At 66.7% G+C, this 22,856-nt stretch carries 21 protein-coding genes and 1 rRNA gene; 15 read left to right on the top strand and 7 right to left on the bottom strand.

Annotated elements, in window-relative coordinates:
* Positions 1-47 precede the first annotated feature (47 nt).
* Complete coding sequence (locus PCK14_RS13915) at positions 48-674, bottom strand: MBL fold metallo-hydrolase (RefSeq protein ID WP_269939104.1); 627 nt, start codon at positions 672-674, stop codon at positions 48-50.
* Positions 675-734: 60 nt separating this feature from the next.
* Positions 735-1,709: a quinone oxidoreductase family protein gene (locus PCK14_RS13910; protein ID WP_269939103.1), complete on the bottom strand. Its 975-nt coding sequence runs from the start codon at positions 1,707-1,709 to the stop codon at positions 735-737.
* A 156-nt stretch (positions 1,710-1,865) separates the two neighbouring features.
* Here PCK14_RS13910 and argC point away from each other — a divergent pair, with 156 nt between their 5' ends.
* From argC to PCK14_RS13880, 6 genes are all read left to right on the top strand, one after another.
* On the top strand, positions 1,866-2,912 hold the full coding sequence (argC, locus tag PCK14_RS13905) for an N-acetyl-gamma-glutamyl-phosphate reductase (protein ID WP_269939102.1): 1,047 nt from the start codon (positions 1,866-1,868) through the stop codon (positions 2,910-2,912).
* Positions 2,909-4,078: a bifunctional glutamate N-acetyltransferase/amino-acid acetyltransferase ArgJ gene (gene argJ / locus PCK14_RS13900; protein ID WP_269939101.1), complete on the top strand. Its 1,170-nt coding sequence runs from the start codon at positions 2,909-2,911 to the stop codon at positions 4,076-4,078. The genes argC and argJ overlap by 4 nt, the downstream gene beginning before the upstream one ends.
* Before the next feature lie 393 nt (positions 4,079-4,471).
* The gene (gene argB / locus PCK14_RS13895) at positions 4,472-5,368 is read left to right on the top strand and encodes an acetylglutamate kinase (RefSeq protein ID WP_269939177.1); all 897 of its coding nucleotides are present in this window, start codon (positions 4,472-4,474) and stop codon (positions 5,366-5,368) included.
* Entirely contained in the window at positions 5,368-6,660 is a 1,293-nt protein-coding gene (locus PCK14_RS13890) for an acetylornithine transaminase (protein WP_269939100.1), read from the top strand. Before argB ends, PCK14_RS13890 begins: the two co-directional genes overlap by 1 nt.
* Positions 6,661-7,638, top strand: coding sequence for an ornithine carbamoyltransferase (gene argF / locus PCK14_RS13885; RefSeq protein ID WP_269939099.1), 978 nt, complete (start codon positions 6,661-6,663; stop codon positions 7,636-7,638).
* A 2-nt stretch (positions 7,639-7,640) separates the two neighbouring features.
* On the top strand, positions 7,641-8,177 hold the full coding sequence (locus PCK14_RS13880; RefSeq protein ID WP_269939098.1) for an arginine repressor: 537 nt from the start codon (positions 7,641-7,643) through the stop codon (positions 8,175-8,177).
* A 115-nt stretch (positions 8,178-8,292) separates the two neighbouring features.
* Here PCK14_RS13880 and PCK14_RS13875 read toward each other — a convergent pair whose 3' ends face one another.
* On the bottom strand, positions 8,293-9,750 hold the full coding sequence (locus PCK14_RS13875) for an aminopeptidase P family protein (RefSeq protein ID WP_269939097.1): 1,458 nt from the start codon (positions 9,748-9,750) through the stop codon (positions 8,293-8,295).
* Positions 9,751-10,024: 274 nt separating this feature from the next.
* On the opposite strand from PCK14_RS13875, the gene PCK14_RS13870 reads away from it, so the two are divergent.
* The 3 genes from PCK14_RS13870 to PCK14_RS13860 all read left to right on the top strand — a co-directional run bounded on the left by PCK14_RS13870 (position 10,025) and on the right by PCK14_RS13860 (position 13,485).
* On the top strand, positions 10,025-11,230 hold the full coding sequence (locus tag PCK14_RS13870; RefSeq protein ID WP_269939096.1) for an argininosuccinate synthase: 1,206 nt from the start codon (positions 10,025-10,027) through the stop codon (positions 11,228-11,230).
* Between the two features lie 6 nt (positions 11,231-11,236).
* Entirely contained in the window at positions 11,237-12,667 is a 1,431-nt protein-coding gene (argH, locus tag PCK14_RS13865; protein ID WP_269939095.1) for an argininosuccinate lyase, read from the top strand.
* Positions 12,668-12,750: 83 nt separating this feature from the next.
* The gene (locus PCK14_RS13860; RefSeq protein WP_269939094.1) at positions 12,751-13,485 is read left to right on the top strand and encodes a maleylpyruvate isomerase family mycothiol-dependent enzyme; all 735 of its coding nucleotides are present in this window, start codon (positions 12,751-12,753) and stop codon (positions 13,483-13,485) included.
* A gap of 61 nt (positions 13,486-13,546) precedes the next feature.
* Here the strand turns inward: PCK14_RS13860 and PCK14_RS13855 are convergent, their stop codons facing one another.
* Both PCK14_RS13855 and PCK14_RS13850 read right to left on the bottom strand, forming a co-directional pair.
* The gene (locus PCK14_RS13855) at positions 13,547-14,008 is read right to left on the bottom strand and encodes a hypothetical protein (protein WP_269939093.1); all 462 of its coding nucleotides are present in this window, start codon (positions 14,006-14,008) and stop codon (positions 13,547-13,549) included.
* 141 nt (positions 14,009-14,149) lie between these two features.
* Positions 14,150-15,055, bottom strand: a complete 906-nt coding sequence (locus PCK14_RS13850) for a DMT family transporter (protein ID WP_269939092.1) — start codon at positions 15,053-15,055, stop codon at positions 14,150-14,152.
* A 100-nt stretch (positions 15,056-15,155) separates the two neighbouring features.
* On the opposite strand from PCK14_RS13850, the gene PCK14_RS13845 reads away from it, so the two are divergent.
* The gene (locus PCK14_RS13845) at positions 15,156-15,647 is read left to right on the top strand and encodes a winged helix-turn-helix transcriptional regulator (protein ID WP_269939091.1); all 492 of its coding nucleotides are present in this window, start codon (positions 15,156-15,158) and stop codon (positions 15,645-15,647) included.
* Here the strand turns inward: PCK14_RS13845 and PCK14_RS13840 are convergent.
* Entirely contained in the window at positions 15,583-16,524 is a 942-nt protein-coding gene (locus PCK14_RS13840) for a DNA-3-methyladenine glycosylase family protein (RefSeq protein WP_269939090.1), read from the bottom strand. The genes PCK14_RS13845 and PCK14_RS13840 overlap by 65 nt on opposite strands.
* 35 nt (positions 16,525-16,559) lie before the next feature.
* Between PCK14_RS13840 and PCK14_RS13835 the strand changes: the two genes are divergently transcribed.
* Complete coding sequence (locus PCK14_RS13835; protein WP_269939089.1) at positions 16,560-17,225, top strand: DNA-3-methyladenine glycosylase; 666 nt, start codon at positions 16,560-16,562, stop codon at positions 17,223-17,225.
* Here the strand turns inward: PCK14_RS13835 and PCK14_RS13830 are convergent.
* Positions 17,164-17,823: a GNAT family N-acetyltransferase gene (locus PCK14_RS13830; protein WP_269939088.1), complete on the bottom strand. Its 660-nt coding sequence runs from the start codon at positions 17,821-17,823 to the stop codon at positions 17,164-17,166. The two genes, PCK14_RS13835 and PCK14_RS13830, sit on opposite strands and share 62 nt — an antisense overlap.
* A gap of 127 nt (positions 17,824-17,950) precedes the next feature.
* On the opposite strand from PCK14_RS13830, the gene PCK14_RS13825 reads away from it, so the two are divergent.
* From PCK14_RS13825 to PCK14_RS13810, 4 genes are all read left to right on the top strand, one after another.
* Entirely contained in the window at positions 17,951-18,475 is a 525-nt protein-coding gene (locus PCK14_RS13825; RefSeq protein WP_269939176.1) for an adenine phosphoribosyltransferase, read from the top strand.
* Positions 18,476-18,596: 121 nt separating this feature from the next.
* Positions 18,597-20,837 carry a HelD family protein gene (locus tag PCK14_RS13820; protein ID WP_269939087.1) on the top strand — a complete coding sequence of 747 codons (2,241 nt, stop codon included), beginning with the start codon at positions 18,597-18,599 and terminating at the stop codon, positions 20,835-20,837.
* A gap of 103 nt (positions 20,838-20,940) precedes the next feature.
* Positions 20,941-22,251 (top strand): tyrosine--tRNA ligase, encoded by a 1,311-nt coding sequence (gene tyrS / locus PCK14_RS13815; RefSeq protein ID WP_269939086.1) that lies wholly within the window; start codon positions 20,941-20,943, stop codon positions 22,249-22,251.
* A 519-nt stretch (positions 22,252-22,770) separates the two neighbouring features.
* Positions 22,771-22,856 (top strand): 16S ribosomal RNA (locus tag PCK14_RS13810); the annotation flags it as partial.

Below are 22,856 nucleotides of genomic sequence, written 5' to 3'. Positions count from 1 at the left end.
ACCAACGCAAGGTTAACGGCAGGCAAACGCGGACCGCGGCGTCCGCCCTAGGACCGCAATTTTCGGGTGGGCCTGCCGTGGCCCGGGCACACCCAGTCAACGTCCAGGGCCTCAAGCGCGGCCGCGGTCCGCAGGGCCAGGGGCTTGTCGGTGATGATGAAGCCGGGAAACTGCCGCAGCGAACCGTCCCTGCGCACCAGGGCGGCATCGCCGCAGAACAGTGATTCCTGCCAACGGAAAGCCACATGGCCGGGCGTGTGGCCCGGCGCCGGAACTGCCTCAACGCCCGTGGGGAAGCCGGCCGATTCGCCAATGTAGGAAACCGTCCCCGGCAGCCGAGGCTTGCCAAAGGAGGTGCTGAGGCGCCGGAAAACAGTGGCCGGCCTCACCTGCCCCGTCAGCACCTGGGCATCGAGCCGGGTGATCCACAGGCTTGCCCCGGCCGCCGCTGCCACGGCCATGGCGGCACCGGCATGGTCCACGTCGTAGTGCGTCAACAGCACGTCGCGGACCGCGCCGAGCATCCCGGCGTCCCGAAGTTCGGCAATCACGCCGGACGCGCCGCCGGCCATGCCGGGGTCAATCAGGGCCAGCTGTTCTCCGCTGGCCACCACATAGCCGTTGGCGCCGCGTGATTTTTCCAGCAGGAAGGCCCCGTTGGGCAGTCTCTTCATGGTTGTGTCCTCAAACTTGTCCGCAAGCGGTGGGCAGCGTCCGGCAGAAACTGTGGCCGGCTACGGCTGCAGGATCACCTTGCCGGTGGTGGCGCGGCCCTGCAGGGCGGTGTGTGCCGCACCTGCCTCGGCCAGCGGGAAGCGTGCCCCGATCCTCGCCGTCAGGGTTCCGGCGGCCGCGGCATTGAACACCTCGGTGGAGCGCCACATGCGTTCCCGGGCGTTGAGCAGGTAGTCGTTCAGCTTGGGCCGGACAAGGGTCAGCGAGCCGCCGGCGTTCAGGCGCTGGATGTCAAAGGGGGGCACCTGGCCCGAGGACCCGCCGAACAGGACCATGGTCCCCCTGGTGCGCAGCGACGCGAGGGAACCGTCGAACGTGTCCTTCCCGACGCCGTCGTACACCACGTCCACGCCCACGCCGTCGGTGTACTCGCGCACGGCCGCGGCAAAGTCGCCGTAGTGCAGCACCTCGTCCGCCCCTGCCACGCGGGACAGCTCTTCCTTCTCCTCCGTGGACACGGTGGTGATGACCCTGGCCTCGCGCTCCTTGAGCATCTGGGTCAGCAGCAGGCCCACCCCGCCGGCCCCGGCGTGCACCAGCACTGTTTGGCCCGGCTCCACATGGTAGGTGGAGTTCATCAGGTAGTGGGCCGTCATGCCCTGCAGGGGGAGTGCCGCGGCAATGTCCAGCGGGAGGTTTGAGGGCACGGGCAGGGCCGCCACAGCCGGGAAGATGGCGTATTCGGCGTAGCAGGCAATGCCCTCGGCCGTGGCGACGCGGTCGCCCACGGAGTGCGAGGTGACCCCGGGCCCCACCGCGGCCACCGTGCCGGCCGCCTCTGCGCCGGGGGTGAAGGGGAAGGGGACCTTGTAGATGCCCTCGCGCTGGTAGCTTTCAATGAAGTTCACGCCGACGGCCGCCACCTTGACCAGCAATTCGCCGGGGCCGGGGACGGGGACGGGGTGCTGCACCAGTTCCAGGACGTCCGGTCCGCCGGGGTTTGCGGCGACAATGGCATTGCAGTGCTCGGTCATGGGAACTCCAAATCAGCTTCGAATCTTCTGTGTCCGGAACCGGCGGGCCGGTCCCACCATCATCATAGGGCTGCGGCAGGCAATAAACCGGGACGCGGTAAAAGTAGGGTGGATAAATATCGGCATCACTGAATAATTCTGCTGTATAGTCGACTTATGACAATTTCAGTAGCCGTCTCAGGAGCCAGCGGATATGCCGGGGGAGAGGTGCTGCGCCTGCTGGCCAGCCACCCCGGGGTGACCATCGGGGCCATCACAGCCCACAGCAACGCCGGCACCCGCCTGGGCACGCTGGCCCCCAACCTCCACGCCCTGGCCGACCGCATCCTGGTCGACACCACAGTGGAAAACCTCTCAGGGCACGACGTCGTCTTCCTGGCGCTTCCGCACGGGGCCTCCGCCGCCATTGCCGCGCAGCTTCCGGCCAGCACCCTGGTGATCGATGCCGGTGCCGACCACCGCCTCGAGGACGCCGCCGCGTGGGAAAAGTTCTACGGCTCCGAACACGCCGGCACCTGGCCCTACGGGCTGCCCGAGCTGCCCGGCCACCGCGAACGCCTCCGCGGCGCCAAGCGCGTTGCCGTGCCCGGCTGCTACCCCACCAGCTCCCTGCTGGCCCTCATGCCCGGCTTCGCCGCCGGCGCACTTGAGTCGGACGATGTGGTCATTGTTGCCGCCTCAGGCACCTCCGGGGCCGGCAAGGCCGCCAAGGTGAACTTGATCGGCTCCGAGGTCATGGGCTCCATGAGCCCGTACGGCGTGGGCGGCGGTCACCGCCACACGCCCGAGATTGAACAAGGGCTCTCCAACGCCTCCGGCCTGGACGTAAAGGTCTCCTTCACCCCCACACTGGCCCCCATGAGCCGCGGCATCCTCACCACGGCCACCGCCAAGGTCTCCGCCGAGTTTGCTGCCATGGAGAACCCCGGCGCCGCCCTGCGCGACATCTGGGAGGCCGCCTACGCGGAGGAGCCGTTTGTGCACGTGCTGCCGGAGGGCCAGTGGCCCTCCACCAAGTCCGTCCAGGGCTCCAACTACACCGCCATCCAGCTGGCCTACGACGCCCACGTGAACCGCGTGGTGGTTTGCTGCGCCATCGACAACCTCACCAAGGGGACCGCCGGCGGGGCTGTGCAGTCAATGAACATCGCCCTGGGCCTTCCCGAAACAACCGGCCTCACCTTCCAAGGAGTAGCACCATGAGCGTCACCACACCACGGGGCTTCCGGGCCTCCGGCATCACCGCGGGCCTGAAGGCCTCGGGCAACCCCGACATGGCCCTGGTGGTCAACGAGGGCCCCTCACGCGCCGCCGCAGCAGTCTTCACCAGCAACCGGGTCGCCGCAGCCCCGATCCACTGGTCCCGCCAGGTCCTCAGCGACGGCCGGGTCGACGCCGTGGTCCTGAACTCCGGTGGCGCCAACGCCTGCACCGGCCCCGAGGGATTCCAGAACACGCACGCCACCGCCGAGAAGGTGGCCGAGGTCCTTGGCATTTCTGCCACCGACGTGGCCGTCTGCTCCACCGGCCTGATCGGCGAGCAGCTGCCCATGGACAAGATCCTCCCCGGCGTTGAGGCCGCAGCAGCATCCCTGGCGGACGACGGCGGGGCTGCCGCCGCCACCGCGATCATGACCACCGACACTGTCAACAAGCAGGCGCTCTGGACGTCCCCGGCCAACGCCGACGGCCTGAGCTACTCCATTGGCGGCATGGCCAAGGGTGCTGGCATGCTGGCCCCCGGACTGGCCACCATGCTGGTTGTCATCACCACCGACGCCGGCGTTGAGGCCGAGGGTCTGGACGCCGCACTGCGCGACGCCGTCCGCGTCACCTTCAACCGGGCCGATTCCGACGGCTGCATGTCCACCAACGACACCGTGTTGCTGCTGGCCTCCGCCGCATCCACGGCGTTCCCCGACATGGAGGAGTTCACCGCCGGGCTCACCCAGGTTTGTGCCACCCTGGCCCGGGACCTCATCGGCGACGCCGAAGGCGCCAGCCACGACATCGCCATCACCACCAAGCATGCAGACAGCGAACGCGACGCCGAGATCGTCTCCCGCGCCGTGGCCCGCTCCAACCTGTTCAAGGCCGCCATCTTCGGCAACGACCCCAACTGGGGCCGGGTCCTCTCCGCAGTGGGCACCACCGACGCCGTCTTCGATCCGGACAAGATCAACGTCAGCATCAACGGCGTGCAGATCTGCCGCAACGGCTGCATTGGCGACTCCCGTGACCTCGTGGACCTCACACCCCGCGAAGTCCTCGTCGAAATCGACCTCAACGCCGGCCTGGCCGAGGCCACCATCTGGACCAACGACCTGACCCACGCCTACGTCGAAGAAAACAGCGCCTACTCCTCGTAGCCCGGTGGCGCCGGTGGTCGAGCTTGTCGAGACCCAGAGACCCAGAGACCCCGGGTCCCCGTGGTTGGGTCCGGCGACTGTCCGGCATTTTCCGCCCGGCTATCCGACACGTCGGCCGCTAGCGGCCTTTGGCGTCTCCTTTACGCCGGGCTACAAAAATGCCGGCCCAGTCGCCTGGCAGCAACGGTCGGCTTGGGTGCCACGGGAGTTGGAAACGCCGGCAGCGTGAGCCGGACGGCGGGGGAGCCGGGGTTTCCGTAGGCCGCGTCAGGGAGGCCGAGGCCGCCCGCGGCCGATTGGCCGGAAAGCGGCCGAGGGAATCCCGGTCCTCCGCCGGGAGGCGGGTGCGAAGCAGTGATTGCAGTACACAACAGGATTGAAAGGTAAAACATGATGTCTTCGGTGGAAACCGCACAGGACAAGGCTGGCACGCTGATTGAGGCGCTGCCGTGGATCCAGAAGTTTGCCGGCACCGTGGTGGTGGTCAAGTACGGCGGCAACGCCATGATCAACGACGAGCTGCGACGTGCTTTCGCCGAGGACATTGTGTTCATGCACCACGTGGGCATCCGGCCCGTGGTGGTGCACGGCGGCGGTCCGCAGATCAACGCCATGCTCAAGCGCCTGGACATCCAAAGCGAATTCAAGGGCGGGCTGCGCGTCACCACCCCGGAAGCCATGGACGTGGTGCGCATGGTGCTCACGGGCCAGGTTGGTCGCGAACTCGTGGGCCTGATCAACGAACACGGGCCGTACGCCGTCGGACTTTCCGGCGAGGACGGCGCACTGCTGCAGGCGGAGCGCACCGGCACCATTGTGGACGGGCTGCCGGTGGACCTGGGCCTCGTGGGCGAGGTGGTGGGCGTGAACCCGGGCGCCATCCTGGACCTCCTGGAGGCCGGGCGCATCCCGGTCATTTCCACGGTTGCCCCGGAGGTGGGGGACGCCTCCACCGTGCTGAACGTCAACGCCGACACCGCCGCGGCCGCCCTGGCCATCGCGCTGAACGCCTCGCGCCTGGTGGTGCTGACCGACGTCGAAGGCCTGTACTCGAACTGGCCGGACAAGTCCTCGCTGTTGAGCGAGATTGGCGCGGGCGCCCTGCGCGAGATGCTGCCCTCGCTGGAGTCCGGCATGATCCCGAAGATGGCCGCCTGCCTGGCGGCCGTGGACGGCGGGGTGGCCCGTGCCGCCGTCGTGGACGGGCGCAGCGCCCACTCGGTGCTGCTGGAATTGATGACTTTTGCAGGGATTGGGACCCAGATTTTCCCGGATGAGGATGAAAGCTAATGACTGAGAACAAGCAGAACGACGGCCAGCAGGCAGCCGAGTTGGCCAACGCCAACGCCGCAGCCGTCACCGGAACCGGCACCGGCGAGCAGTGGCTGTCCCGCTACAAGGAATCACTCATGGGTGTCTTCGGCAGCCCGCAGCGTGTCCTGGTCCGCGGCGCCGGGGCCCTCGTGTGGGACGCCGACGGCAAGGAATACTTGGACCTGCTCGGCGGCATCGCCGTCAACGCACTGGGCCACGCACACCCCTTCGTCACCTCCGTCATTTCCAGCCAGCTGGCCACACTGGGCCACGTCTCCAATTTCTTCACGAGCCCCACCCAGATCGCCCTCGCGGAGAAGCTGCTCGAGCTCAGCGCGGCCCCTGCCGGCTCCAAGGTGTTCTTCGCCAACTCCGGAACTGAAGCCAACGAGGCCGCGTTCAAGCTGGCCCGCTCCCACGGCGGCAAGGAACGCCCCACCATCCTTGCCCTCGAGGGAGGCTTCCACGGCCGGACCATGGGAGCGCTGGCCATGACCGCCAAGGCCGCCTACCGTGAACCATTCGAGCCCATGCCCGCCGGCGTTCGCCACATCGCCTTCAACGACATCGAGGCCCTGCGCGACGCCATGGACAGCTCCGTGGCGGCCCTGGTCATCGAACCCATCCAGGGCGAGGCGGGCGTGCGCCCCCTCTCCGCCGAATACCTCAAGGCTGCCCGTGAGCTGACCCGCGAACACGGCGCCCTGCTGATCCTCGACGAGGTCCAGACCGGCGTGGGCCGCACGGGCAGCTGGTTCGTGGGCCTGCCCGACGGCGAAACCGCCGACGCCATGACCCTGGCCAAGGGCCTGGGCGGCGGCTTCCCGATCGGCGCCGTCGTCACATTCGGCGAGGGCCCCTCCCGGCTGCTCAGCGCCGGCCAGCACGGCACCACCTTCGGCGGCAACCCCGTGGCCACCGCCGCGGCCCTGGCCACCCTGCATGTCCTGGAAACGCAGAATGTGCTGGCCAATGTGGCAGCCGTCAGCGCAGTCTTCGCCGAGGGCCTGGCCAAGGTCGACGGCGTGGCCGACGTCCGGGCGTTCGGCCTCCTGATCGGCTTTGACCTCACCGAGGACATCGCCGCCGGGGTGGTCACTGCCGCACTCGAGGCCGGCTTCATCGTCAACGCCCCGCGCCCCAACACCATCCGCCTGGCGCCCCCGCTGAACCTCACGGCGGAGCAGGCCCGCTCGTTCCTGGCGGCACTGCCCGCCCTCATCGCCACTGCCACAGCAGCCGCCCAAAACCCGGAAAAGAGCGCCTAGATGACACGCCACTTTCTTGTTGACACCGACCTCAGCCCCGCAGAGCAGGCCGAGGTGCTCGAGCTGGCCGCCGAACTGAAGAAGGCGCCCTACTCCAGGGACACCTTTGCCGGGGATGGACAGGGCGCGCAGACCGTCGCTGTCATCTTCGACAAGACGTCCACCCGCACCCGCGTCTCCTTCGCCGCCGGCATCGCCGCACTGGGCGGAAACCCGCTCATCATCAACCCCGGCGAGGCCCAGATCGGCCACAAGGAGTCCGTCTCCGACACCGCCAAGGTCCTTGAACGCATGGTGTCCACAATCGTCTGGCGCACCTACACCCAGGCAGGGCTTGAGGAGATGGCGGCCAACTCCAAGGTTCCCGTCATCAACGCGCTCTCCGACGACTACCACCCCTGCCAGCTGCTCGCGGACCTGCTCACCATCAAGGAACACAAGGGCGAGCTGGCCGGGCTGACCATGACCTACATGGGGGACTCGGCCAACAACATGGCCAACTCCTACCTTCTGGCCGGAGTCACGGCGGGCATGCACGTGCGCATCACGGGACCGGCCGGGTATTTGCCGGCAGACGCCGTCGTGCTCGCGGCCCAGGAACGGGCCGCCCAGACCGGCGGCTCGGTGCTCATCACCACCGACGTTTCCCAGGCCGTTGCCGGGGCCGACGTCCTGGTCACCGACACCTGGGTGTCCATGGGCCAGGAGGAGGAAAAAGCGCAGCGGCTTGAGTTGTTCAAGGATTACGCGCTCGACGACGCAGCGCTGGCCCAGGCGGCGCCCAACGCCATTGTGCTGCACTGCCTGCCCGCCTACCGGGGCTACGAAATCTCCGCCTCCGTCATCGACGGCCCGCAGTCGGTGGTCTGGGACGAGGCCGAGAACCGCCTGCACGCCCAGAAGGCGCTCATGGTGTGGCTCGTGGAGAAGTCCGCCGCCGATGCAGCCGCCGCCAGCGGGCGAACGGCCGGGGCCTAGCCATGGCAAAGGCCCCATCCCAGCCGGCCGGCATGCCGGCCACGAAGACTGCGCGGCAGGCACGCGTGTCGGCCCTGCTGGCCAGCCGTGCTGTGCGGTCCCAGGCCGAGCTGGCGGGCCTGCTGGCCGACGACGGCCTCGTGGTGGGGCAGGCGACACTGTCCCGGGACCTCGTGGAGCTGCGCGCCGTCCGCGTGCGCGGCAAGGACGGCGGGCTCATCTACGCCCTGCCGCGCGAGGGCGGGGAACGCGGCGTGCATTCGGCCTCATCCCAGGAGCTCCTGGACACCCGACTGGTTCGCCTCTGCGGGGAATTGCTGGTCACGGCCGAGGGCTCGGCCAACATTGCCGTGCTGCGCACACCCCCGGGGGCTGCCAACTTCCTGGCCCTGGCGATCGACCACTCGGTCATGCCGTCCATCCTGGGCACGATCGCGGGCGATGACACAGTCATGGTCATCACCCGCGACGCGCTCGGCGGGGCGGAAGTTGCCGAGCGCTTCCTGCAGTTCGCGGCGGAGTCCGGCTCCGGGGCGTAGCCGGACGACTGCGGTGGTCGAGCCTGTCGAGACCAAGGGCCTGTCGAGACCAGGTTTCGACAGGCTCAACCACCGGGTCGGTTCAACCACCGGGTCGGTTCAACCACCGCGGCGGTTAGCGCTTCTGGGCCTGGGCCATCCAGGCTTCGATGCCCGTGGCGGTGATGGGCAGGGCGTCCGAGATGACCTCGGAACCGGTGGCGGTGATGAGGACGTTGTCCTCAAGGCGCACGCCAATGCCGCGCAGTTCCGGCGGGAGCGTGAGATCGTGCTCGTGGAAGTACAGGCCCGGCTCCACAGCCAAGACCATCCCGGGCGCCATGGTGGCACCCTGGTAGTTCTCGTGGGTTGACTGCGCACAGTCGTGCACGTCCAGGCCCAGGTGGTGGCCCACGCCGCACACCAGGTAGCGGCGGTGGTGCTGGCCGTTGGGGGAGAGGGCCTCGTCCACGGAGACCGGCAGCAGCCCCCAGTCGTTGAGACCGTTGGCGATGACCTCCATGGAGGCATGGTGGAAGTCAGTCCACGGCCGCCCCGGGCCCACTGCGGCCAGGCCGGCGCGGTGCGACTTTTCCACGAGGTCGTGGACCTGGCGCTGGATGGGGCTGAAGGTGCCGGACCCCGGGAAGGTGCGCGTGACATCGGCCGTGTAGAAGCTGTTCGCCTCCACGCCCATGTCCAGCAGCAGCACCTTGTCCTCCAGTACCGGCCCGTCGCAGCGGACCCAGTGCAGGGTGGGTGCGTGCTTGCCGCTGCCCACGATCGTGGCGTAGCCAACCCCGTTTCCGTGCGTGCGTGCGTGGCGGTCAAAGGTGCCCTGCAGCCAGCGTTCCCCGCCGCCCCGGATGGCCGCGGGAATTTCACCCACCACCTCGGCAAAGCCTGCGACCGTGTGGTCCACGGCCTCACGCAGCTGGGCAATTTCCCAGTCGTCCTTGACCATGCGCAGCGCTGCCAGGGTGCTGCCCAGCTCCTTGCCTGCGGAAAGGCCATGGCGGCTGCGCAGATCGGCGGCGACGACGCCCGCGGCAAGGGTGCCGTTGGCGGCGCGCATGGCCGCGGTGATGCCGGCGTCGAGCTCGGTGAGGGGCTTCACGGGCAGGGACAGGGCATCCTGCCAGTCGGCGAAGTCGGGGGCCGAGCCCACCCACAGCTCGCCGTGGGCTGCGTTGGCGAAGAACTGGGGGTCTCCGGGGTAGAACGGCGCCGGTATGAACAATGTGGCGTCGTGGGAGCTGCCGGAGGGTGCCATGACCAGCACGGCACCTTCGATGGAGGCGCCGCTGAGCCAGTAGAAGTCCGAGTCGGGGCGGAAGTCGTAGAAGGTGTCGTTGGCGCGCACCGGCGCCGTGCCTGCGCCAATCACGAGCGCCTGGCCGGGGAACTTGCCGGAAAGGCGGGTGCGGTGGTGGCCCGCGGCCTCGGCGGCCCCGGCCACCACCGGGGGAGTCCGGTCAGGGGTTCCCCAGCCTTGGCTCATGTACTCGGTGAAGACCGGCACGTTGGCCAGCCGCGGAATGCGCCGGTCATCTGCTGCTGCGGCTGGTGCGGGGCTTGCTTCATCTGCGGGCATTTTCGAAAATCCTCCGGGCTTCGCGGCTAATGTTGGGCCCGTGCCGTCCAAGCGGCAGGCCACATCTGTTCGCCGTCCATCTTGCCCCAGATTCCGTGTGCGGCGCCAGCAGGCCGGCCGCCGCCCTGTGGTGTTTTCGGGGGCTGTCCCCGCGCCGAACGGGGGCTTCGGGCGCGCCGTGAATATCTTTTAGCAAGAATGCATAATCATGCACTATGCTGGTGTGCAACGGGAAACACACGTTTGACCAGCAACACACAAAGGGAGAGAAAAAGTGACTGAGCGCATTGTATTGGCCTACTCCGGCGGCCTTGACACGTCCGTGGCCATTGGCTGGATCGGTGAAGCAACCGGGGCCGAGGTTATTGCCGTGGCCGTTGACGTTGGACAGGGTGGCGAGTCCCTCGAGGACATCCGCCAGCGCGCCCTGGGCTGCGGCGCCGTCGAAGCCTACGTTGCAGACGCACGCGACGAGTTCGCCAACGAATACGCCATGCCCACCCTGAAGGCCAACGCCCTCTACCAGGGCCACTACCCGCTGGTTTCGGCCATCTCCCGCCCCGTGATCGTCAAGCACCTGGTCAAGGCTGCCCGCGAATTCGGCGCCACCACTGTTGCCCACGGCTGCACCGGCAAGGGCAACGACCAGGTCCGCTTTGAGGTCGGCATCCAGACCCTGGGCCCGGACCTGAAGTGCATTGCACCCGTCCGCGACCTGGCCCTGACCCGCGACAAGGCCATTGCCTACGCCGAGGCCAACAACCTGCCCATCGAGACCACCAAGAAGAACCCGTACTCGATTGACCAGAACGTCTGGGGCCGTGCCGTCGAAACCGGCTACCTGGAAGACATCTGGAATGCCCCCACCAAGGACATTTACGACTACACGGCCACCCCGGAATTCCCGCCGGCACCGGACGAGGTCATCATCTCCTTCCACCAGGGCGTGCCCGTTGCCATTGACGGCATCAAGGTTTCCCCGCTGCAGGCCATCCAGGAACTGAACCGCCGCGCAGGCGCCCAGGGTGTTGGCCGCATCGACGTCGTCGAGGACCGCCTCGTTGGCATCAAGAGCCGCGAAATCTACGAAGCCCCCGGCGCCATGGCCCTCATCACCGCCCACAAGCACCTCGAAGACATCACCCTGGAGCGCGAGCAGGCCCGCTTCAAGGCAACTGTCAGCCAGCGCTGGGCCGAGCTGGTTTACGACGGCCAGTGGTTCTCCCCGCTGAAGCGCTCCTTGGACTCCTTCATCGAAGACACCCAGAAGTACGTCTCCGGCGACATCCGCATGACCCTCCACGGTGGCCAGGCCATCGTGAACGGCCGCCGCTCCGAGACCTCCCTCTACGACTTCGATTTGGCCACCTACGACACCGGCGACACCTTCGACCAGTCGCAGGCCAAGGGCTTCATCGAGCTGTGGGGCATGTCTTCCAAGGTTGCTTCCACCCGCGACCAGCGCGTCGCAGGACAGTAGCACCCGGTGGTTGAGCCTGTCGAAACCCACGGAACCAACGAGGGTGCCCTGTGGGGCGGCCGTTTTCAGGGCGGCCCCGCCGATGCACTCGCGGCACTGAGTAAGTCGACGCACTTCGACTGGCGCCTGGCACTGTATGACATTGCCGGTTCCAAGGCGCACGCCCGTGTGTTGAACACTGCAGGCCTGCTGGACGCTGCCGAGCTCGAAGGCATGCTCAAGGCCCTCGAGGAACTCGAGGCCGATGTGAAGTCGGGCGCCTACGGCCCGGCGGAGTCGGACGAAGACGTGCACGGCTCCCTGGAGCGCGGCCTGATTGAGCGTGCGGGGACGGCGTTGGGCGGCAAGCTCCGCGCCGGCCGTTCACGCAACGACCAGATTGCAACGCTGGGGCGCATGTACCTGCGCGACCACGCCCGGATCATCGCCGCCGGCGTGCTTTCCGTGGTCGATGCGCTGGTTGCCCAGGCCAAGGCGCACCACGGTGTTGCCATGCCGGGCCGCACCCACCTGCAGCACGCCCAGCCCATCCTGCTGAGCCACCACCTGCTGGCCCACGCCTGGGCGCTGCTGCGCGACGTGCAGCGCCTGGTGGACTGGGACAAGCGCGCGGCGGTTTCGCCGTACGGTTCCGGTGCCTTGGCGGGCTCCTCGTTGGGGCTGGACCCCAACGCAGTGGCTGCCGACCTTGGCTTTGACTCCGCAGCATGGAACTCGATCGACGGCACCGCCTCCCGCGATGTCTTTGCCGAGTTCGCCTGGGTTGCCGCCATGATTGGCGTTGACCTGTCCCGGATTTCCGAGGAAGTGATCCTGTGGGCCACGAAGGAGTTCTCCTTCATCACCCTGCATGATTCCTACTCCACGGGATCCTCGATCATGCCGCAGAAGAAGAATCCCGATGTGGCCGAGCTGGCCCGAGGCAAGGCAGGGCGCCTCATTGGCGATTTGACCGGCCTGCTGGCAACACTCAAGGGCCTGCCCCTGGCATACAACAGGGACCTGCAGGAGGACAAGGAGCCCGTCTTCGACGCGGCCGACACCCTTGAACTGCTGCTGCCCGCCGTCTCCGGCATGATGGCCACGCTGGTGTTCAACACCGAACGCATGGAGTCGCTGGCACCGCAGGGCTTTGCCCTGGCCACCGACATTGCCGAATGGCTGGTTCGCCAGGGCGTGCCGTTCCGCGACGCCCACGAGCTTTCCGGTGCTGCCGTCAAGGTTGCCGAGGGCCGCGGCGTGGAGCTGTGGGACCTCACGGATGAGGAATACGCCGGCATCTCGGCGCACCTCACACCCGAGGTCCGCACCGTCCTGAGCACGGAAGGCTCGCTCAACAGCCGCAACGCGCAGGGCGGCACCGCCCCGTCCGCGGTTCTGGCGCAGCTGGCCGCCCTTGAGGGGCAGCTGGGCGAGGTCAGGGCCTTCCTGGCCTGACCCGCGTCGAACGCAGCTGGTGTGCACAAGGAAATGCCCGCATCCGTGGTGGATGCGGGCATTTCCTGCTCTAGGCTGGGTTCATGACTGATATTTCTAATGCACAGCTCATGGAACGCCTCAAGGCTGCGGCGGACAATGTGGGCTCAAAGCTTGGGGGACTCACGGACGCCGACGTCCTGGCCCCCACGGAGCTGCCCGGCTGGACGCGCGGGCACGTGCTCGCGCACATCGCCCACGTCTCCAACGCCGTGGCACGGCAGGCGGAGTACGCGCTGCGCGGGGAAAAGATCGAGTTCTACGACGGCGGCCCCGGCGGCCGCACGCAGGCCATCGAGATGAACGCCGGACACTCAGCCCAGGAGCACCGCGAGTACATTTCCAGCGCATTCACCCGCGCCCTGACGGTTCTGGACGGGCTCGACGAGGATCAGTGGTCCCTGCCCATCAGCTACCGCGACGGCGTGGTCCGCGACGGTGCCTTGGCGTACTGGCGCGAGCTCGTCATCCACCTGGCCGACCTCCAGTTGGGCCGCGGGCCCGAGACATGGTCGAAGGAATTCTGCCTCTACCTGATCGACTTCCTGTCCGCGCGCGTGCCGGACGGGCTGCGCCTGAAGCTGCTGCCGCTGGCCCTGCCGCCCATGACCGTGGGCGACGGCTCCAATGCCGTGTCCGTCTCCGGCATGCTGACCGACATCACCGCCTGGCTCGCCGGCCGCACGCCCACCATGGGCAGCCTGCGCGCCGAGGCCGCCGCCGATTCCGTTGAGCTTCCCATGCTGCTGCCCTGGCCGTCGGCGTTCCCGGCCAAGTGACCTCTGCTTGAACTTGCAGTTGTTGCCGATTTCGGCTCCGGGACGGGCCACTACTGCAAGTTCACCGTGGCTGAACGGTCCGCGATGGCCTGTCGGCCGGGGTGTGGAAACCCTGGCGGATGGAACCAACCACGATTTCCTCCACCAGCTCCGAGTCAAGCAACTGGACCAGCCGGTTATGAACGGCAATCTTTCCGGGGTCCCCGGTGAGGAAGTCCCAGAGCGTCTGCTCCGTGAAGCCGTCCCGGGCCGCCATGCTGGCCACAAGGGCGGCATCGGTAGGGCGGCGCAGGGCAGTGAACCAGTTTTGCACCTGGGTGCAGGACATGGCCAGCAGTCTGGCCTGTATTGTGCCGTGGTCCGCACAGTGGCCGGGGCCCGCTGTCTCGACGCACCGGGCCACCAAATCCGCCAGCTCGGGTTCGGCTGCCAGCAGCGCATGGTGCACCCGGCCCTCCGCCGGCCGATGTGCCACACCGGTTCCCCAGGCTTCCGCCAGCTCCATTGTGTCTGTCCTCTTCACGGCCCCTCCTCGTGCTGAGTCAATCGCGGCCACAGAGGCTGCGATGCCCGGACACTTGAACTCTAGGTCTGAAACCGACACAAGGGCCGTCCCGGAGGTGCCTGCGGCACGAATTGTCCCGCGAATGGGTGACAACGGGATTCACTTCACCGGCGTGGCCTTCAGGCGGCCCATGAGCCGTTCCCCCTGGCTGAGCCACACCACCCCCGCAATGACCACGGCCCCGCCTGCCAGTTCACCGGCAACGGGAATTTCGCCAAGCCAAAAGAAGGAGATGGCCACGGCGACCGGGGGGACCAGGTACAGCAGGGACGTTGAGGCGGCCACGTTCAGCCGTGCCACGGCGTAGCCCCACAGTACAAATCCCAGCGCCGAGGGGAACAAGCCGAGGTAGATGGCAGCAACCCAGGCGGGCGTCCCGGCGGAGAAGATGTCAGCAATTCCCCACGGGACAAATGGTGCCGTCATGACCGTGCCAAACGCCATCCCGTAGGTGGCCACCTCCATGCCCGTGTACCGGCGCAGCAGTGGCTTGGTCAGGGGGTGGTAGATGCCCTGGACCACCATCGCGGCAACCACGATCCACACGGCCGCGGACAGGCTCACGCCTGTGCGGGCCAGGCACACCAGAACGACGCCGGCAATTGCCACCACGCTGCCGGCAATCTTGATCCCCGAGATTCGTTCCTTGAAGAAATAGGCGGCAATGCCGACGCTGACCAGCGGGGCCGACGCCACGATAATGCTGGCTGTTCCGGCGGGAACGTACAGTTCGCCCCAATTCAGGAGCAGTTGATAGGCGGTCATGCCAAAGAATGCGCAGGCGATGATCAGGGGAAGGTCCCGGCGGGCCGGAAGGCGGACCTTGAGAAACGGGGCAAGGGCCAGCAGGGCAACGGCCGCCACCAGCAAGCGCACCAGGGACAGCCCAATGACGCCCAGTTCGGGGGAGGCGGCCCGGATGGCCGGAAAAGCGCTGGCCCACAGGACCACGACGCAAAGCCCGGACGCGATGGGCAATACCGTTGGGGCGCGTTTTGCTGACATGGCGGTCTCCCAGATCGATGCGTAGCTATGCTGAAGATAGTAACATTGAAAACAGGCGGTGTGACGATGGCTCCGCGACGAAATCGACAAGAGGGAAACCATGGCGCTGAGATCGGACTGGTCGGGGCAGGCTTGCCCCATCGCACGCACCTTGGACGTGCTAGGGGATCCGTGGGTGGTGCTCATCCTGCGGGAGATCTTCACCGGCAACCGCCGCTTCGACACGCTGAAGCATTCGCTGGGCATTGCTGACTCAGTCCTCAGTGGACGCCTTGCGGGCTTGGTGGAGCATGGACTCTTGGCTAAGAGTGCCTATGCCGGCGCCGCGAGGCCCCGGGTGGAGTATGTGCTGACAGAGAAGGGTGCGGACACCCTTCCGGTTCTTCATGCCCTGAGCCTGTGGGGACGCAAGCACACTGTGCCGCCGGAGCAGGGAGCCACCATGCGTTTTTACTGCCTTGAGTGCGGCAATGAATCCCACAGTGCGGATTGGTGTGTGGATTGCGCCCGGCCGTTGACCGTTGAGACTACTGGCTGGCGCCGCGCGCGATCGCCGGAAATCCTGCTGGAGCTGCGTTCCGCCGGCCGCTAGTGCCGTTTTCCCCGGCAACCCGCCACAGGTGCAAGGTGGCGTAGGAGCGCCATGGCCGCAACTGTTCCGCCATGCGCGACAGTTCCGGGGCCTTGATGGTGCGGGCCTGGGCCAGGGTGTCCCCGCGCAACAGTCCGTAGCCGTTGCGCACGGCGGCGTCGCCCGGCAGGAAGATGTCGCTGCTGCCCAGGACCCGCATGGCAACATAGCCCACCGTCCATGGCCCAATCCCGGGGATCGGCAGCAGCTTGGCCGCCAGGGTGTCAACGGTGTCGGCGGGGCCGATCGTCAGGGAACCGTCGGCCAGCATGCCCGCCACGGCCACAATTGAATCAATCCGCCGCTGCGGGCCCCGCAGGATCCCGCGGCCGCCGGCGGCAATCTCGGCCGGCCGGGGAAAGAATCGCACCATGGTTGCGTGCGGCAGCCTGGACTCGCGCCCCAGGGCCGCCAACTGGCCCAGTGCGGTGCGGGCGGCCGCGACAGTGATCTGCTGGCCCACCATGGCCCGGATCAGGATCTCGTCCGCGTCGACGCAGCCGGGCAGGCGGATCCCGGGCAGGGATGCCACGCGATCGGCGAGCGCCGGGTGGGAGCCCACAGCAGCATCGGCCGGCCCGGGGTTGTGGCCAAGGTTGAACAGGTGCCGCACCATGGACAGGAGTTCAGCGCCGTCGTGCGGGTTTTCGAGGTCCTGCTCCAGCCACAGGGCGCTGCCGTCCCAGCTGACCTTGAACCAGCCGTGCCCGCCCGCCAGCATGATGGTCCGGGCGTAGCTGTCGGGCCCGGCCTCCTCAACGCCAGCCACGGCACGGGCCGCCAGAAAATCAAAGATTCCGGGTTCGAACGGGGAAGTGAACGCAAGGCTTTCGGGCATGGCTGAATTCTTTCACGCCCTGCTAGTTTGGGTGCATGGGCCGCCCGATCGACATCCTGGAACTTCTGCAACAACCTGCCACCGAGGTGGCGCCGTACCTGTTGGGCGCATTGGTGCGGCATGAGAGTGCGGAAGGTCCCGTCGTCGTCCGGCTTACCGAGGTGGAGGCTTATCTTGGCCCGGCCGATTCAGCCGATCCGGACCCCGGATCGCACAGCTACCGTGGCATGACGGAGCGCAACTCGGCCATGTTTGGCCCGCCGGGGCACCTGTACGTCTACTTCAGCTACGGCATGCACTTCAGCGCGAACCTGGTGTGCCGCCCGGAGGGACTCTCCTCTGGCTGCCTGTTGCGGGCCGGTGAGGTTGTCCAGGGCCTGGAACTGGCGCGCCGGCGCCGCCCCACGGCAAGAACGGACATCGAGCTTGCACAAGGGCCGGCCAGGCTGGCCAAGGCCATGGGATTTGCCCGCGAACACAACGGCATCGGCGCACTTGGCGGCGCCGTCACCGTCAGCCTGCCTGCGGCCCCGGCCACGCATGTGAGTTCGGGGCCGCGTGTGGGCATCAGCGGGCCAGGTGGAACGGAGCAGTATCCCTGGCGGTTCTGGCTCGACGGCGAGCCCACGGTCTCGAAGTTCAGGCCGGGAGCGGTGCGTGCTGGGCGTCGGCGCGCACCAGCTGCTCCGAGAACTCAATGAGCTCCGTCACCTCGGGCAGCAGGTCTGCCGGGGTGAGGCGCTGGACCAGCCCGGAGCGCGAGGCCGGCCATTCGTGTTCCAGCAGCGAGTACACGCTGGAATCGACCCGGGTGCCGTCGTGGCCGCGCCGGTAGCCGCGCAGGACCCCCTCGTGTGAGGCTCCCAGCTTCACGATGGCCGCGGCGCTGCGCACATTGCGGACGTCGCAGCGCAGCGTCACCCGGTGCACCAGCAGCTCCTCGAAGGCAAAGGCCAGCAGGGCCAGCTTGGAGGCGGCGTTGACGTTGCGGCCCCAGTAGTTGCGGCCAAAAAACGTCATGCCCAGCTCAATGCGCGACTGCTCCGGCACATAGTCGTACAGGCTCGTGGTTCCCGCCACGGTGCCGGTATCGTCGTCGATGACGGCAAAGGCAATGATGGAGGGGTCGGCGATCCTGGAGGCGAACAACCGTTCCAGGGCACGCTTGGACGTGGGCCGTTCCGAGGCCATCCCTGCCCACATGTCTACATCGATGTAGGGGAACAAATCTGCCGCGTGACGACGCCTGAGCGGCACAAGCCGGACACCGTGTCCGGGAAGTGAAATGTTGTGTTGCACGGAGAATATATAAGCACCTTTTTCGGGCCGCGAAAACCCCTCCGGCAAGAGCCTGTACCGTTGTTGTGTGAACCAGACTTCCAGTGCCCCAGAAACACCCATTTCCAACACCCCTGAAACAGCCGAAATCCCGCATGTTTCCGCAGTTGTTGAGCAGTTGTGCGCAACCGTCGCCGACTACCCCGCGCCGGGCATTGTTTTCAAAGATTTAACCCCCGTTTTTGCCGACGCCGCCGCCTTCAAGCTGGTGGTGGATTCGATCGTCGCCAACTTCGCCGGAAAGTTCGACGCCGTGGCCGGTGTTGAGGCCCGCGGATTCCTCCTCGCGGCGGCCGCCGCCTACGCCACCGGGACGGGTGTCATCACCATCCGCAAGGCCGGAAAACTGCCCCGCGAGGTGTACGCGGAAAGCTACGCGCTGGAGTACGGCGAGGCCACCCTGGAACTGCACCAGGAAGACGTGCCAGCTGGCACGCGTGTGTTAATTCTCGACGACGTCCTCGCCACGGGCGGCACGCTCGGCGCGGCTGCGTCCCTGCTTGAGCGCACGGGCGCCGTGGTGGCCGGCATCGGCGTCGTGATGGAGATTGACGGGCTGCCCGGCCGGGCCAACCTCCCCGGCCGCGAGGTCCACACCCTGTTGCACGTGTAGCCGCAGCGTCCGGTGACTGTCCGCCCCGCCGTTTCGCGGCGGGGCGGCGGGCCGGCCGCGCGGGGGATAGACTGGACGGTCCGCCTTTTGGTGGCATGCCTTACGTATTCAGGAGCTTTGCATGTATGACGAAGAATTGGCCACAGAACGCAGCTACGTTGATGGCCTCTATTCACGCCTGGATGAACTCCGCGCCGAAAAAGTTGCGCAGCTGGGCGAGGTGCGCCGTGCCAAGTCCATGGGCACGCACCAGAACCGCTCCGAACGTGATGCCTTCGCCACGCTCTATGAGGACCGCCTGAACCAGCTGAACGCCGTGGATGACCGGCTCGTGTTCGGCCGCCTTGACCTGGACGACGACCAGGTCCGCTACATTGGCCGCATCGGCCTGCTCTCGGAAGACCTCCGCCAGCTCATGGTGGACTGGCGCGCACCCGAGGCCGGGACGTTCTACCAGGCCACCGCCTTCGAACGCATGGGCGTGCGCCGCCGCCGCCACCTGCTCCTGCAGGGCCGCTCCGTCAAGGCCATTGAGGACGACGTCCTGGACCACTCCATGCTCGTAGAGGGTGAACACCTGCAGGGCGAGGGTGCGCTGCTGGCTGCCCTGAACTCCAAGCGCACAGGCCGCATGAATGACATCGTGGGCACCATCCAGTCTGAGCAGGACCGGATCATCCGCTCACCGCTCAGTGGCGCACTCGTGGTCCAGGGCGGACCCGGCACCGGCAAGACCGCCGTGGCCCTGCACCGGGCCGCCTACCTGCTGTACACGCACCGCGAACGCCTGCAGTCGGCCGGCGTGCTGCTCGTTGGCCCGTCCAATGCGTTCATGAAGTACATCGAGCGCGTGCTGCCCTCCCTGGGCGAGACCGGCGTGGTCATGGCCAGCGTGGGCAACTTGTTCCCCGGCGTCCGCGCCACCGCCCCTGAATCCGCCGAGGCGGCCGAACTGAAGGGCCGGCCCGTCATGGCCCAGGTGGTGGCCAACGCCGTTGCCAACCGCCAGCGCCTGCCCCGCGAGGATGTCAGGCTCGACGTCGAAGGCACCCGCCTGATCCTCACCGTCCGCCAGGTGCGCCGCGCCCGGGACAGGGCGCGGGCCACGGGCCTGCCGCACAACGACGCGCGCGTCACCTTCGTCAAGACACTGCTGCGCGAGCTGACGGACCAGTTGCGCGAGCACATCGAATCCGCCGGCGCCGGCAACAACGCAGACCGGTCCTACCTGGCCGAGGACGTGCGCTCCTCCCGCGACGTGCGCGTCATGCTGAACCTGTGCTGGATGCCCATGACGGCACAGAAGCTCATCGATGACATGTTCAGCAAGCCGGAAATCCTGGCCGCCGTGACGCCCGGCTTCAGCCAAGACCAGCGGGACCTGCTGCTGCGCAGCGCCGGCGCGCCCTGGAGCGAGTCGGACGTGCCGCTGCTGGATGAGGCAGCCGAACTCCTCGGCGACATGGACGCCACGGGCGGGCGGGCCCAGGCCAGCGCCGAGGCCCAGCGCAAGCGCGACCTCGCCAACGCCGAAAAAGCCATCTCCAACATGAACCAGCAGCTGGAGGACTCCGGCGTGGACGGCATCCTGACTGCCGAGCAGCTGGCTGACTACAACATTGTTGAAGGTGCCTCCCAGACCAGCGCGGAGCGGGCCCTGACGGACAGGACCTGGGCCTACGGCCACGTGGTGGTGGATGAAGCGCAGGAACTCTCGCCCATGCAGTGGCGCCTGCTGGTGCGCCGCTGCCCCGTTAAATCCTTCACGATTGTCGGCGACATCGCCCAGACCAGCTCCGCTGCCGGCGCCATGTCCTGGCAGCAGGCACTCACTCCCTTCATGGGGGAGCGCTGGACCCTGGAGGAGCTCACGGTCAACTACCGCACGCCGTCCCAGATTGCCAAGGCGGCCGTGCGCATGGCCAACGCCGCCGGACAGGTTGTTTCGGCACCCAAGGCCGTGCGCGACGGCGAATGGGAACCCATCGTTGACCGCGTCGCCGCAGCCGATGTGGTTGCCCAGGTTGTCGCCGCCATGCCCGAGGAAACCGCCGCGGTGGGCGGCGGCCTGGTCGCCGTGATTGCCCCGCCGGCCATGGTGCAGGAAACTGCTGCGGCACTCCGGGCCGTCTACGGCTCCCGGATCGGCCACGGTGCCGGATCACTGGAGCAGGACATTGTCGTGATTGACCCGCACGAGGCCAAGGGGCTGGAGTTCGACGGCGTTGTCATCGTTGAACCGGCGGCCCTGCTGGCCGGCGCCAACGGCCGGGTCGGGGACCTGTACGTGGCCATGACCCGGCCCACCCAGCGCCTGCGCATGGTGACCTCGCAGCCGCTCCCGGCAGGCATCGAACACTAGCGGGCCCACGGGCCGGGGGAGCCGTCTCCCGGCCCGGACACACACCCGGGGCGGCGCCGGGCACAATGGCGAAGAAACGCCGTCGTGCTGGTAATTTTGGGGTGTGTCTTTGCAAACAGAACTCCGCGTCCCCCAGAACGACTCCAGCTTCGCCAATGTTTGGCAGGAGCTCAAGTGGAGGGGCCTGGTCCAGGTCTCCACCGATGAGGCAGCCCTCGAGGAGCTGCTCGCCGGCGCGCCGATCACGTATTACTGCGGTTTTGACCCCACCGCGCCGAGCCTGCACCTGGGCAACCTGGTCCAGTTGCTGACCATGCGCCGCATGCAGCTCGCCGGCCACAAGCCGCTGGGGCTGGTGGGCGGCTCGACCGGCCTGGTGGGGGACCCGCGCCCCACGGCAGAGCGCACCATGAACTCCAAGGAAACAGTTTCCGAGTGGGTCGGCTACCTGCAGGGCCAGGTGCAGCGCTTCCTGTCCTTCGAGGGCGAGAACGCCGCACGCATGGTCAACAACCTTGACTGGACCGAGCCCATGTCGGTTCTGGACTTCCTGCGCGATGTGGGCAAGTACTTCCGTGTTGGCACCATGATCAAGAAGGACATTGTTGCCTCCCGGCTGAACTCGGACGAGGGCATCAGCTACGCCGAATTCAGCTACCAGATCCTGCAGGGCATGGACTACCTGGAGCTGTTCCGCCAGTACGGCTGCGTCCTGCAGCAGGGTGGTTCCGACCAGTGGGGAAACCTGACCAGCGGCACCGATTTGATCCGCAAGGTGGAGGGCGCCTCGGTGCACGCACTGGGCACGCCGCTGATCACCAACTCGGACGGCACCAAGTTCGGCAAGAGCGAGGGCAACGCCATTTGGCTCGACGCCGCCATGTGCAGCCCGTTCGACATGTACCAGTTCTGGCTCAACACGGCCGACGCCGACGTGGTGGACCGCCTGAAGGTCTTCACCTTCCTCTCCCGCGAGGAGATCGCCGCCATCGCCGATGCTGTTGCCGAAAAGCCGCAGGCCCGCGAAGGCCAGCGCACCCTTGCTTTCCAGGTGACCTCACTGGTCCATGGCGTGGACGCCACGCTGAAGGTCATTGCGGCATCCGCTGCATTGTTTGGCCAGGGCGAACTGTCCGAGCTGGATGTTGCAACGCTGGAATCGGCAACCCGCGAATTGCCGCATGCCACGGCGCCGGCCGCGGGCCTGGGCATTGTCGAGCTCCTGGTTGCCTCGGGACTGTCCAAGACGAACTCGGAAGCCCGACGCACGGTGGGGGAGGGCGGCGCCTACGTGAACAATGCCAAGGTCACAGATCTTGACGCCGTTCTTGGTGCACCCGAGGCACTGCATGGCAAGTACCTGCTGGTGCGCCGTGGCAAGCGAACACTCGCCATGGTTGAACTCGCCGGCTGACGTTCACCGGTCGATCGAGACCCTGCCCGCCCCCGATTTGCATTGGGGGCGGGCATCTGTGTATTGTTCTATCTGTTGCTTGCGCAACGCTGAGCCACTCCGGCAACGGAGCAGAGCCCACCACCTCGCAAGAAGCCAAAAACCTAAACAAACTGAATGAATACAGTCGACTCTTCGATTTGAATTCAAACAATTGAAAATACGGTTTTATGGAAAACATGAAGTGACAAGCCGCACACAATGCGGATTGGACAAAATAGTTTCCATTGAAATAAAGTTAGACCATCGCAACGATGAAAACCAGTCCGGAGAATACGGATTGCAAGTACTCGAATGCAGTTGTTGTTTGAGAACTCAATAGTGTGCCAAGTTTTATTGATACCAATTTATTGTATTGAATTGGTTATTTGGTTGGTTGTTGCCGCCCCTGTGGTGACGGCTGGCCGTTTAGCTGGTTTCGAATTTAGTGCACATGGCCATCATCTTTTTCCGGTGTGGTTGTGTGTGTCTGTTTAGTTATTAACGGAGAGTTTGATCCTGGCTCAGGATGAACGCTGGCGGCGTGCTTAACACATGCAAGTCGAACGATGAACCCCGCTTGCGGG

This window comes from Arthrobacter sp. HY1533, from assembly GCF_027568515.1.
In the GTDB taxonomy this organism is placed as follows: Bacteria; Actinomycetota; Actinomycetes; order Actinomycetales; family Micrococcaceae; genus Specibacter.
Note: the sequence above shows the minus strand (reverse complement) of the source record. Positions and strands in the feature narration are given on the sequence as shown.